Annotated in this window: 13 protein-coding genes; 4 read left to right on the top strand and 9 right to left on the bottom strand. The window is 67.8% G+C overall.

What is annotated here, in order from left to right; all coding sequences use genetic code 11:
* The 5 genes from AC069I_RS37430 to AC069I_RS37410 form a co-directional block, all read right to left on the bottom strand.
* Positions 1-1,155: a 4-hydroxybenzoate 3-monooxygenase gene (locus AC069I_RS37430; protein ID WP_478267461.1), complete on the bottom strand. Its 1,155-nt coding sequence runs from the start codon at positions 1,153-1,155 to the stop codon at positions 1-3.
* A 72-nt stretch (positions 1,156-1,227) separates the two neighbouring features.
* Positions 1,228-2,175, bottom strand: coding sequence for a DNA polymerase domain-containing protein (locus AC069I_RS37425; protein WP_340684234.1), 948 nt, complete (start codon positions 2,173-2,175; stop codon positions 1,228-1,230).
* A 71-nt stretch (positions 2,176-2,246) separates the two neighbouring features.
* Positions 2,247-2,762: a lytic polysaccharide monooxygenase auxiliary activity family 9 protein gene (locus AC069I_RS37420; protein ID WP_340684235.1), complete on the bottom strand. Its 516-nt coding sequence runs from the start codon at positions 2,760-2,762 to the stop codon at positions 2,247-2,249.
* Positions 2,763-2,973: 211 nt separating this feature from the next.
* Complete coding sequence (locus AC069I_RS37415) at positions 2,974-5,586, bottom strand: CHAT domain-containing protein (RefSeq protein WP_478267460.1); 2,613 nt, start codon at positions 5,584-5,586, stop codon at positions 2,974-2,976.
* An 89-nt stretch (positions 5,587-5,675) separates the two neighbouring features.
* Positions 5,676-5,849, bottom strand: coding sequence for a hypothetical protein (locus AC069I_RS37410; RefSeq protein ID WP_478234992.1), 174 nt, complete (start codon positions 5,847-5,849; stop codon positions 5,676-5,678).
* Positions 5,850-6,217: 368 nt separating this feature from the next.
* On the opposite strand from AC069I_RS37410, the gene AC069I_RS37405 reads away from it, so the two are divergent.
* Positions 6,218-6,850 (top strand): hypothetical protein, encoded by a 633-nt coding sequence (locus tag AC069I_RS37405; RefSeq protein ID WP_478234993.1) that lies wholly within the window; start codon positions 6,218-6,220, stop codon positions 6,848-6,850.
* 10 nt (positions 6,851-6,860) lie between these two features.
* Complete coding sequence (locus tag AC069I_RS37400; protein ID WP_478234994.1) at positions 6,861-7,181, top strand: hypothetical protein; 321 nt, start codon at positions 6,861-6,863, stop codon at positions 7,179-7,181.
* 58 nt (positions 7,182-7,239) lie between these two features.
* On the opposite strand, the gene AC069I_RS37395 is transcribed toward AC069I_RS37400, so the two are convergent.
* Positions 7,240-7,698 carry a hypothetical protein gene (locus AC069I_RS37395; protein WP_478226795.1) on the bottom strand — a complete coding sequence of 153 codons (459 nt, stop codon included), beginning with the start codon at positions 7,696-7,698 and terminating at the stop codon, positions 7,240-7,242.
* A gap of 155 nt (positions 7,699-7,853) precedes the next feature.
* Here AC069I_RS37395 and AC069I_RS37390 point away from each other — a divergent pair, with 155 nt between their 5' ends.
* Positions 7,854-8,750 (top strand): ABC transporter ATP-binding protein, encoded by an 897-nt coding sequence (locus AC069I_RS37390; protein WP_478267459.1) that lies wholly within the window; start codon positions 7,854-7,856, stop codon positions 8,748-8,750.
* Positions 8,740-9,564, top strand: a complete 825-nt coding sequence (locus AC069I_RS37385; protein ID WP_478226793.1) for an ABC transporter permease — start codon at positions 8,740-8,742, stop codon at positions 9,562-9,564. Before AC069I_RS37390 ends, AC069I_RS37385 begins: the two co-directional genes overlap by 11 nt.
* 56 nt (positions 9,565-9,620) lie before the next feature.
* Here the strand turns inward: AC069I_RS37385 and AC069I_RS37380 are convergent, their stop codons facing one another.
* The 3 genes from AC069I_RS37380 to AC069I_RS37370 form a co-directional block, all read right to left on the bottom strand.
* Positions 9,621-10,481 (bottom strand): oxidoreductase, encoded by an 861-nt coding sequence (locus AC069I_RS37380; protein WP_478226792.1) that lies wholly within the window; start codon positions 10,479-10,481, stop codon positions 9,621-9,623.
* A gap of 86 nt (positions 10,482-10,567) precedes the next feature.
* Entirely contained in the window at positions 10,568-11,242 is a 675-nt protein-coding gene (locus AC069I_RS37375; protein ID WP_478226791.1) for a TetR/AcrR family transcriptional regulator, read from the bottom strand.
* 29 nt (positions 11,243-11,271) lie between these two features.
* On the bottom strand, positions 11,272-11,685 hold the full coding sequence (locus AC069I_RS37370) for a PGPGW domain-containing protein (RefSeq protein ID WP_340684245.1): 414 nt from the start codon (positions 11,683-11,685) through the stop codon (positions 11,272-11,274).
* Positions 11,686-11,810: the final 125 nt, after the last annotated feature.

The raw sequence follows: 11,810 nt of genomic DNA, 5'->3' as shown, positions 1-11,810 counted from the left end.
TCAGATCCCCACGTAGTTCTCGGCGAAGAAGTCTTGGTGCGCGCGGGAAACCCGCAGGCTTTCCAGCCGCGCGTCCCGCAAAGCTCGCTGGAAGACGGCCTCGTCGTCGTATCCGGCTGGGCCGTGCAGAAGGTTGATCATCCAGAGGGAGAACTCCTGCGCGCGCCAGATCCGCGGCAGGCAATCGGCGGAATAGCGCTCGAGTGCCGCCATGTCGCTCTCGGCGTGGGCCTTGATCAACGCGTGCGCGAGGATCTCGGCCTCCATCAAGGCCAGATTCGCGCCCTTGGCCGCGGCGGGGCTGATCAGGCTCGCCGCGTCCCCCGCGAGGAACAGGTTCCCCCGCTGGATCGTGTCCATCACCCGCGACGCCATGTCCACGATCCGGCGCTCGATGATGGCGCCGCGTTTGAGCTCGCCGTAGCGGTCGGCCCGCATCCGCAGGTGCAGTTCGTCCCAGATCCGGTCGTCTCCCCAGTTCTCCGGATCCTCGCCACGCGATACTTCGAGGTAATAGCGCGTCACCGTCGACGTCCTGGCCATATGCCCGGCGAATCCGCGTTCGTGGATCGCGTAGCCGATCGCGGACATACTCGGCGGCGCCTCGGCGAGGATCGCGAGCCACGAGATGTCGTGGTCACGCCGGAAGACCCGGGCGGGCACTGATCTCAGCGAGATCCCGCGCCTGCCGTCGCAACCGGCGATGTACTTGGCACGCAAGAGAAGATCGTCGGCGATCACCGTCGCGTCCATCCCCGACACCGAGGCGACCTCGGTGTCGAACCTGATCTCCCCGCCGCGGGCGAGGAACTCCGCGATCAGATCGGTGACCAGGAACTGCTGCGGATAGACGGTGTGCACCTCGCCGTTCCCGAGTTCGCCGTACTTGAGCTCGAATTCGGCCTGATCATGACGAAAGGCGCAGGTGTCGTGACTCAGGCCTTTCTCGAGCAGCCCCTCGGCGAGCCCGTTCTCGGTGAGCACACGGACGCTGTTCGCGGCGAGAAACCCCGCCCTGGCCCGGTTTTCGACATGGTCACGGCTACGGCGCTCGAGGATCATGCAGTCGATTCCGGCGGCGCGTAACAGGTTTCCCAGCACGAGCCCCGCCGGACCGGCCCCCACGATCACCACGTCGGCATCGATCTTTCCCACGAAAGCCCCCAGTACCTTCGCCCGCCCCCAGTGCGGTCCAAGGTACACAAAACGCCGTGGCGTCGTGGGCGTTCAGTCCTCCTGGGCGCGCGCCCTCGCCCTGCGTTTCCCTTCGTGCATCGCCACGACGCGGGCGATCGGGATCGTGTGCCCTTGCTCGACGAGGTCGGCGGGCAGTGTCTGCGGCTCCGGCATCGCCTCGGCCCACGGATCTTCGTCCCCCAGGAGACCCGGCGCCGTGTGGACGGTGAAATCGGCGGGGACCACGTTTTCGAGCTCGTCCCAGGCCACCGGGAACGACACCGTCAGCCCCGGCCGCAACCGGGGGCTGTACGCCGCCGCGACCGTGTTCCCGCCCGCCCGGGTCGAATCGAGGAACACCTTCCCTTCGCGGTCTTCCACGATGTACGCGGTCGTCGCGACCGCCGGGTCGACCTGCTCCGCGCGGGCGGCGAGGGCGCGGGTCGCGGCCGCGACGTCTTCGAACCCTTGTCCCGGCGTCAGCGGGACGAAGATGTGCACACCCTTGGAACCACTGGTCTTCACCGCTCCGGCGAGCCCGGAGTCGGCGAGGGCCTGCCGCACCAGCATCGCGGCCTTCACGACGTGGGCGAAATCGTCTCCGGCGGGCGGGTCGAGGTCCAGCACCAGATGGGTCGGACCCGCGTCGGCGTCCACGGTCATCAGGGTCGGGTGGTATTCGACGGCGCGCTGGTTCGCGAACCACAGCAGCGTCCGGCGGTCGTCGCAGAGCGCGTACGACACCTGCCGTTTCGACCTCTCGGCCCACATTCCGTGCCGTTTGACCCAGCCGGGCGTGTATTTGGGCAGGTTCTTCTGCATGAACGGGTCCTGGCCGCGAAGGATGCGGATGACCGAAAGCGGCCTGTTCTCCAGAACCGGGAGAATGCGGCCCGCGACGGCGTCCAGATAATCCACCAGGTCGCGTTTGGTCGCACCCTCGAACAACGGCTGGTCGAGGTTGGTCAGCTTGACGCCGTCACGCTCCTCATCGCTCATGAGGTGAGCGTGGCACAAAAAATCTCGTGAGTGGTAGTGACGGCGTCACTACCACTCACGAGAGTCGGCACCTAGCCGATGTTGGCGTCGATGCAGGCGTAGAAGGCGTTCGCCGTGTCGTAGACGTTCCAGCGGGCGAGGATCTTGTGCCGCCCGCTCTGCTGCAGGTTCACGCTGTGGGTGACCGTGGCACCCGGCTGCGCGCCACCGTCGTTGAAGCTGGCGACCTTGGCGCCGTCGACGAAGTACTCCCAAGTGCTGGTGCGGTGGCGAGCCGTCAGCGTCCACCGGAACGTGGTGGTACGGCCGAGGGAATGCACCTTCCAGCCCTTGCTGTCGTCGTTGAGGTCCGCGAAACGGCCGACACCGCCGTTACAGCTCATGAGACCCTTGGGGCCCTCGACACTTTGCGGCTCCCATTTGATGGAGCCACAGGAAACGGTGTTCTGCGCGCACTGCGCCTGCCTGCTCGCAGGCGAGGAAACGTAACCGTGCGCGTTGGCGGTGCCCGCCGGGATCGCGACCAGAGCCGCCGGCACCATCGCCGCACCTGCCGCCAGGGTCAAAAGCCGTCGTTTGAAGCTCATGCCTACCCCTTTCCCATCTCTACACCCACCGCGGACTCGAGATTCCTGGGTCACAGCGAGCGAAATACCAATGAAGGTCGGGACACATCCGCCGAAGCGCCGAACAGGCGAATGTGGTCTAGACCATAATTGGTTCAGACGACTCGGTCAAGAGTAACCAACCGGGCACTTGGAGTCGTGAAGATCGAACAGGGGGTGTCAAGCCGGACCTTCAGCCCGCACCCAAACAGACGAACGGTCGCCGGAACGGATCAACGGCGATGGTGTCCGCCAAGGCCGTCGCCGGTCCGGCCCCTTCGGCGAGTCCGCGGTGGTAATCGTCCATCGCGGCCGCCGCGGCCTCGTCACCGACTCGGCTCAACGGCGCGATCACCGTCCGCGAACCACTCGCGAGCAACGCGCTGGCGAAACCGAGAACCTCGTCGCCGGGCCGGATCCGGTTCAGCGCCAGTTCGCAGGCCGCGAAGACGACTTGCGCCGGAGGCTGCGCGAGCCCGGCCATCTCGTGCGCGAAGAGCGCGCCGTCGGCCAGTTCCAGCCGGGAGAACAAGGCGTTCTCGGGTTCGTGCGCGCCGTGCGCGGCGATGTGCGCGAGCTTCGCGCCGTCCAGCGCACGCAAGACGGAGGACACGGTCGCGTCGGCCCCGGCCAGCGTATGCGCGGACCGGTAGTGCGTGGCGAGTTTGTCCAGCTCACCCCTGGTCCCGACGAGGCCGGGCCCGCGGACGAGGACGACCTTCCGCGCGCGGGGCATCGCCGAGCGCCCCGCGCCCAGCCACGCCGTCGCCGAGGGAGCCACGACGATCGGCCGTGACCGCAGCGCCGGCAGCACTCCCCAAGGAACGGCGAACAACGGGCCGGTCGGCACGACGACCAGACCGCGGTCCCCGAGCAGCGCTTCGAGCGGCCGGATCAGCTGGCTGTCCAGCCGTTCGGCCTGTTTGCGCGCCGAAGCGAGCACCGACCGGACCAGCGGCGCCGGCAACCGATCCGGCGCGAGGGCGTCGAGATCGACGTTCAGCATCCGCGCGGACTCCGCCGCCCGCTCGGCCGAACCGAGCCGCACCAGTTCGCACCGTCCGCCGACGACCACCATCGCCACCAGGTCGTCCCCCGACGACGCGAAACTCACCAGCGCGCGTTCGCCCAGCTCGCCGGCCACCTCGGCGAGCCGCGCGACCGGCCGCGGCCTGCCCCAGCGGCCCGTATGCCACCCGAGCCGATGCGCCTCGCGCAACCGCTCGGCGTGCTTGGAACGCAACGCCGCCGTCGGATGCCCGTCGTGCTGTGCCTGGTGGATCGCCTGATCGAGCCCCCGGACCTCACCGACCCGCTCGGCGAGCTCCGGATCGGCCGCGACAACAGGTTCGTACCGGTAACTTTGCGCGCGGGTCCGCTCCGTCCAGCCGAACAACCGGGCCGCGTCGGCGCGCTCCAGCACGATCTTGACGGCCAGATCCGCCAGCTCCCTGCCGTGCAGCGCCGTCCCGGACACCAGCTCGATGCCGCCCATCCGATCACGGACGCGGTCGAGTTCGGTGAGCCCGGCCCGGATCTCGGCCAGCGCCCTGCTCTTGTCGCCCTCGGCCACCGCGAGTTCCGCACGGCAAAGCCTGCGCAACATCCGATAATCGACGGAAGTCAGCCGCCCCGGCCGCGGAATCCGTTCGAGCAACTCGGCCGCACGCTTGCGTTTTCCCTTGCGCAGCTCGACCCGGACGGCCAGCATCCGTGCCAGCGCCGCCTGATCGGCGAGCCGCGGCATCGGCATCGCGTTCGCCGCGCGCAGCGCGCGAGATGTCAAGGACGGCGGGATCACGTTGGTGCGCAAGGCTTCCTGCACGTCGGCGCGGAGGCCGACGATGGTCGCGTTGGCGACGCAGGTCTGGCAGCCCCACCGCAGCATCCTGCGGCGTGCGGACGCGGCGTACGAACGGGCGAGTTCGAGATCATCGCTCATCAGCGCCGCCGACGCGCGATACAGCTCCACGTCGGCGAGATCACGGGTGATACTGGTCTGCTCGTGCATCACCAACAGCACGTCGTCGAGGTGCCCCGCGGCCTCTTCGGCCAGTCCCGCGGCGAGCAGCGCCTTTCCTTGCTCGAGACGCAGGAGCGGATGGATCTCGACGTCGAGCGCCCGGTAGATCCTTTCACTTTCTTCGTAGAGCCGAAGTGCGACGGGGACGTTCCCGATCCTCAGCTCGAGCGAACCGAGAGGTCGCCGCGCATCCGCCGCCTGCTGCCGCAGTTCGTACGTCTCCGCGATGTCCATCGCCCGAGCAAGGTCCTCGCGAGCCCGGCCCACATCACCCAACCGCGTATACGCGAGCCCGCGGGTGATCATCGTGCCCAGGAACGGGCCGAGCAGGGGGACCGGGTCGGGCGTCGAAGCGAGCACGAATTCCTTGTGCTCGATCGAGGCGTCGAAGTAGGCGATACCTTCTTCGTCTCTGCCCACCGCCATGAGCATGAGCCCGTAATTGTGATCGATGGCGCCGCTCAGTTCCGCACGCAGTTTCGGGTCGCCGATCCCGTCGAGCAGTGCCCGCACCTCGTCGAGTTCGACGAGACCGGCGGCGACCTCGCCCCCGGTCTCCGTGCCGAGCGCGACGAGCGAATTCGTGAGCCGGATACGAGCGGACGACCATTCCCACCGGGCGGGTTCATCGTCCGGATCGACCGAGTCGAGCACCGACATGCCCCGGTGGAGGAGCTTCAAGCCCTCACGCGGCCGCCCCGAGCAGACCGCGTCGACCCCCGCCCGCTGCAGGGCACGTGCCTTGTCGATGGCCTCGGCCACCCCGAGTTCTGTTACGACCACTGATCTATGACAGCACAGCCGGTAGCCGAAAGACCGCCGCCCGTCAGGGAATACCCCAACGAGCGGCCGAAGTCTTCCGGCTCATCCGGTCAAGGCGTCGGAGGCGGGGTCTGGATGCAGCCGCCCGAGCATTCCAGCAGCTTGTCGCGGTAATGCTCACAGTCCGGACTGTGCTCGTGTTGCGGCAGGCCGGGCTTGGGCTGAGCCGGGTCGACCGGCTCCTCCTCGCCGATGAGGTCCTTGACGTCCGCAGGCGTCGACATTTGACGATCTCCTCCCCTGATGATCTTTCTTTGTCGTACCAGGCAGCCTCGATTACGACGGCCCCCTCTGTTCGCAGGCCCTCTTCCTGCGAACGGGGCAATAGTGCCACAACGGAGCAATGATCGGGAGCGATTACCTACACTGAGTCATCGTCGGCACCCAAAAGGGGGACGCCTGGTTAGCAAGCCTCACGATCTCCGCCGAATGGCCGCGCCACCCCACGCGAAGACGGGAATCGAGATCATTCCACTGCGCCATCCGGCCTAATATCCAAAACTTCTTGCGACACAAGGGTTTCCGGCCGGGATGCCGGGGAACTCACGACCTGTCGGGGGTTGACCCGGCGAAATATCCGGAGGAGATAACGATGCCCACGTGGTTGGTCATCATCATCGTCATCGCCGCGATCCTGGTGGTGGGCGCGGCCGCTTGGTTCATCGTCGTGGAGCAGCGCAGGCGGCGATTGCGAGAGACATTCGGTCCCGAATACGACCGGGCGGTCGAGGAACACGAAAACCCGAGGGAAGCCGAACGTGAGCTTTCGTCGCGGGTGAAACGACATTCGGATCTCGACATCCGGCCGCTGCCGGAGACCACAAAGGACCGGTACGCCCAGGAATGGGCGCTGATCCAGGAACAGTTCGTCGACCGTCCGTCCGGCGCCGTCGTCGAGGCGGAGCGGGTGCTGGTCTCCTTGATGGCCGAGCGCGGCTACCCGACCGAGGGATACGACCAGCAGCTCGCGGATCTGTCCGTCCGGCACGCGAACGCGTTGCGGCACTACCGCGCCGGACACGACACACTGTTGCGCCATCGGGAATCCGAAATGTCCACAGAGGACATGCGCGAAGCGATGAAGCACTACCGCGAAGTGTTCGAAGATCTGTTGACCGATGCCGGCGAAGGAGCGGAAGCCCATGGAAAGCAGGCCCCCGGAAACCGAGGGAACGGAACGCGTCGTGGGGACGACGGATCGGCCCGGCGAGGAACCGACCGCTGACGGACAGGCCTTGAGCACCGAGGACTTGGTGGCCGCCGATTCCGAGCGCACCGAAGAAGACGAAGCGCAGGCATTGTTCGCCGACGCCGATGTCGACAGGTTCCGCGAAAGCTGGCAAGGCATCCAATCGGCCTTTGTGGACGATCCGCGGCGGGCGGTCAAGGAGGCCGACGAACTCGTCGCGGTCGTGATCCAGAACCTGGCCACGACGTTCGCGGACCACAAGAAGGAACTGGAATCCGCGTGGAGCCAGGGGGAACCGGCGACCGAAGACCTCCGGATCGCGCTGCGCCGCTACCGGTCGTTCTTCAACCAGTTGCTGAGCGCGTAGGCAAAGCCTCGTGAGTGGTAAGGACGGTTAGAACCGTCCTTACCACTCACGAGGCGGATCAGGCACCGGTGGTCGATCCGGGCCGCACGATCATCAGCACCGTCACCACGGCCCAGAGCAGATTGAACATCCCCGTGTACATCGCCACCCGCCCGGCCGTGACCGGTTCCGACGGCGGCTCCGCACCCAGCGCGGCGAGGATCGCGTTCTGCCCCGGCAGGACCAGCAACGCCAGCACACCGGCGGCGGCCGCGGTGAGCACGATCGACACGATCACCCACAGGTCACCGAAGACCCGCATGCTGCCCGCCGTCGCCAGTCCGAAGAACGGCACCGCGATACCGAAGATCGCGTAGACGCGGCAGATCCGGTTGAGCGCGCGAAGCACGGACAGTCCGGAACCCGGCTCGGCGAAGGCCTTGCGCGCCGCGGCGGGGAACATGCTCGCCGCGACGGTGACCGGACCGACCGCGATGACGGCGGCGAGCACATGGAGAATCAAAAGGACTTTCGACACGCCACCCAGCCTATGATCGTCACCCGGGCCTCCGGTACCGGTGTTTTCGACAGATGTCGCAGGATTCCGGCCATCGGGCTACGTCCGGCGACGTACGCGGAGTGCCGCCTGTGAACGGATGTGGCGACGGCCTCACCCGGACACCATTCGTCATCATGAACCTTCCCGTGGACACAGACGAACTCACGAAACGGTACGGCGAGCAACTCGCCGTCGACCGGATGAAGCTGACCGTGCTGCCCGGCGAGATCTACGGCTTCCTCGGCCCGAACGGCGCGGGCAAGACGACGACTTTGCGGATGCTGCTGGGGCTCGTCCGGCCGACTTCCGGCAGCGTCCGGCTGTTCGGCAGGCCGCCCGGCGATCTCGACGGCGTCGGCGCGCTGATCGAATCACCGGGGTTCTACCCGTATCTGTCCGGTTCGGACAATCTCAAGGTGCTGGCCCGGTACAGCGGAACGGATCCGCTCCGCGTCGGCGAGGTGCTCGCGATGGTCGGCCTCGCCGATCGCGGCAAGGACCGGTACTCGACCTACTCCCTCGGCATGAAGCAGCGGCTCGGTGTCGCCGCGGCGCTGCTGAAGGATCCGCGGTTGCTGATCCTCGACGAGCCGACCAACGGGCTCGACCCGGCCGGCATGGCCGACATGCGGGTGCTGATCCGCAGGCTCGGCGCGGAGGGCTGCACCGTGCTGCTGTCGAGCCACCTGCTGGGCGAGGTCCAGCAGATCTGCGACCGGGTCGGCGTCGTCTCGCACGGGCGGCTGGTCGCGGAGAACACGGTGGCCGAGCTGCGCGGCGGCACGGTCCTGCACATCGAGGCCGATGACATCGTGCGCGCCGCGGACCTGGTGCGGCACTGGATCGGTGCGGAGAACGTGCGCGCGAGCGGGACCGGTCTCGACCTGACGGTCGCCCCGGAACGCGCGTCGTGGCTGAACCGCGAACTCGTCACGGAAGGGATCCCGGTCCGCGAACTGCACGTCCGAGAACAGGATCTGGAACAGGTCTTCTTCGAGCTCACCGGAGAGGTGGCGGATCATGTGGGGTAGCTGTACCGCCGAGCTGGCGAAACTCGTCCGGCGTCCGGCGAACTGGTTCATGCTGGGGATCGCGGTCGCGCTCGGCCTGACCTTCACCTACCTGCTGCCGCTCGCGGGCGCGGCGGGTTCGTCGAGCGGGGCGCCCGGGACGGATCGCGGGCTGGTCGCGACTCTTCCGGCGAATCTGGTCGGCAACTCGATCGGCGGGCTGCCGGTGTTCCTCGGGGCGATCCTGCTCGTGCTCGGCGTGCTGGCAGTCGGCACCGAGTACGGCTGGAGCACGTGGAAGACCGTGCTGACACAAGGACCTTCGCGACTGACCGTCTACAGTGGAAAGTTGTTCGCGCTGGCCGTCGCGTCACTGACCGTCGTGCTGACGAGCTTCGCGACCGGCGCGGTCACGAGCGCGCTCATCGCGTCTTCGGAGGGCGAGCCGATGAACTGGCCGTCGTTCGGCTCGCTGCTGACGGGGATCGGTGCCGGCTGGCTGATCGCGATGACCTGGGCGGCACTCGGCGCGGCTCTCGCCATCGCGATGCGCGGGGTGGCGCTGCCGATCGGGCTCGGCCTGGTGTGGCTGCTGGTGGTCCAGAATTTGCTGTTCGGGGTCGCGGCCCCGCTGGTGGACTGGGTCGGCACGCTCCAGCTGGCGCTGCCGGGAGCCAACGCCGGTTCGCTGGCCGCGTCGCTGGGAGCTTCGGGCGCGACGCCGGGGATCGGGGAACTCGTCGATGTCTCCCAGGCGACGCTGATCGTGGCAGGCTATCTGGTGGTCTTCGCCGGTCTGGGTGGCTGGCTGCTGCGGCGCCGGGATGTCCTCTGAAGGTCCGTGAAGGCCTCCTTCCCTACCTTGAGCGTAGGGAAGGAGGCCTTCACGGATCACTGGGCCAGGGCGTCGAGATCCGCGACGACGTCCGCGGGCAGCTCGAGTTTCGCGGCGGCGATGTTCTCGTGCAGGTGCAGCAGCGACGACGTGCCCGGGATCAGCAGGATGTTCGGCGACCGCTGGAGCAGCCACGCGAGCGCGACCTGCATCGGCGTCGCGTCGACCCGGCGGGCGCAGTCGTCGAGGACACCGGACTGGAGCGGCGTGAACCCGCCGAGCGGGAAGTACGGCACGAACGGGATGTTGATGGCCGCGAGGGCGTCGAGGAGCCCGTCGTTGGCGCGGTTCGCGACGTTGTACTCGTTCTGCACGCAGACGACTGGCGCGATGGCACGCGCTTCCTTGACCTGTTCCGCCGAGACGTGGCTCAGTCCGAGGTGCCGGATGAGACCCTGCTGCTGAAGTTCGGCGAGAACCTCGAACGGCTCCGTGATCGAGACCGGGATCGGGAAGACGCCGTGCTCCCCCGCGAGCCGCAGGTTGACGACGTCGAGCACGTCGACGCCGAGGTTGCGCAGGTTGTCGTGGACCGCGGAGGTCAGCTCCTCGCGCGAGAGCGCCGAAGGCCAGCCCTTGTCCGGAGTCCGCTTCGCGCCGACCTTCGTGACGATGTGCAGGCTGTCCGGGTACGGGTGCAGCGCCTCGCGGATCAGTTCGTTGACCGTGTGCGGACCGTAGAAGTCGCTGGTATCGATGTGGGTCACCCCCAGCTCGACAGCCTCGCGGAGGACGGCGATCGCGGTTTCGCGGTCGCTCGGCGGCCCCCAGATGCCGGGGCCGGACAGCCGCATGGCGCCGTAGCCCATCCGGCTCACGGTGAGATCGCCGAGGGTGAGGGTGCCGCCTGGGCTCATGATCGCTCCTTGTGCAAGTGGGTTCGGCTCACCTTATGCAGGCCCGCCCGTCCTGGCGCGTGCGGGAAGGGAGCAAGGGACCTTTGCTACCACTCGGGGCTCTGACCTGCACGAACGAGCAGACCCACCAGCTGGTTCGCCAGCCCTTCGGTCAGCCCGTCGACGAACATCGCGTGGCCGGCGGGCTCTCCGCGTTCGGCCAGGACCGTCGCCACGGCCTCCCCTGGGTTCGCGTAGGGCCACAGCCCCGCGACGAGGATGAAGACGGCCTTCGCGAAGTGCCCGGCGGCTTCGGCGTCCAGCGGGGCATGGGCGCGGACGAGGCCGGCGAGCCGCTCGGTCCGTTCACCCGCCCGGGTCTTGAACGTCCGGGCGGTCTCCACGGAGATGTTGCGTTCGAGCACGGCGGCCATCGTGCTGATCAGCTCGCACAGCAGGCGCTGCCGCGAGATCGACGTCGCGATGACGGCCGCGACACGCTCGTACCCCGGCTTCGCGCCGTCAGGGACGCTTAGCTCGCCTTCGAGTTCGTCGAGCCACGCGACCCAGACCGAGTCGAGGACTTCCAGGAAGACCGCCTCGCGGCTGTCGAAGTAGCGCAGCACGTTCGATTTCGCCAAGCCCACCCGGTCGCTCAGTTCTCGCAGGCTGATCCGGGAGACGGGCCGCTCGGACAGGAGGTCGCGCGCCGCACCGAGGATAGCCGCGCGCCGGGCCTCGACCTGTTCCGGCCGCCGTGCGCGCTGGAAGTCGGGGGCCACGCGCCGCACGGTACCAGACCACCCGGCTGTTATTCGGCGTTCGCGGCCCTCCTGGCCTGCACCCGCTTGTAACTCCAGATCAGCAACGCGAACAGGATGAGCCCGGACAGGATCAGGCTCGACCCGGTGCTCCAGCCCCCGAGCGGCAGCCCCGGCACGAGCCCCCACACGATCCCCGCGGCCAGCAGGCCCAGCCCGGCCAGGACCGAACCCGCGATGCGCAGCGGCGACGAAACACTGTCCTCGGCCGCCTTCATCGCCCTGTCGCGGATCGGATCGACGTACTTCTCCACCACGGGGAACTCCGAGGCCAGCACGAGCAGACCCGCGAGCACGAGCAGCAGGCCCGGCCCGGGCAGCACGAGGAGCGCGATGCCGACCAGCAGGAGAACGCCGCCCGCGATCAGGATCAAGACCTGCTTCACGGGTTTTCCGATGCCCACCGTCTTCTCCTCGCCGTCGTCCCTTTCGTCGATTGTGCCGGTCGCGCCGCGAACGCGCTGGTCCGAATCGTCCGCGACCTGTCTGTATCGGACGAGCCCGTTCGTCGGGGATGGTGAACAGGCTC

Source organism: Amycolatopsis sp. NPDC043885 (assembly GCF_056435685.1).
This window is presented reverse-complemented; position numbering and strand designations above follow the sequence as displayed.

Bases quoted from the DNA above. Each gene is read 5' to 3' on its own strand.
- AC069I_RS37425 (WP_340684234.1), bottom strand. From the start codon at position 2,175: ATGAGCGATGAGGAGCGTGACGGCGTCAAGCTGACCAACCTCGACCAG.
- AC069I_RS37420 (WP_340684235.1), bottom strand. From the start codon at position 2,762: ATGAGCTTCAAACGACGGCTTTTGACCCTGGCGGCAGGTGCGGCGATG.
- AC069I_RS37410 (WP_478234992.1), bottom strand. From the start codon at position 5,849: ATGTCGACGCCTGCGGACGTCAAGGACCTCATCGGCGAGGAGGAGCCG.
- AC069I_RS37405 (WP_478234993.1), top strand. From the start codon at position 6,218: ATGCCCACGTGGTTGGTCATCATCATCGTCATCGCCGCGATCCTGGTG.
- AC069I_RS37390 (WP_478267459.1), top strand. From the start codon at position 7,854: ATGAACCTTCCCGTGGACACAGACGAACTCACGAAACGGTACGGCGAG.
- AC069I_RS37385 (WP_478226793.1), top strand. From the start codon at position 8,740: ATGTGGGGTAGCTGTACCGCCGAGCTGGCGAAACTCGTCCGGCGTCCG.
- AC069I_RS37380 (WP_478226792.1), bottom strand. From the start codon at position 10,481: ATGAGCCCAGGCGGCACCCTCACCCTCGGCGATCTCACCGTGAGCCGG.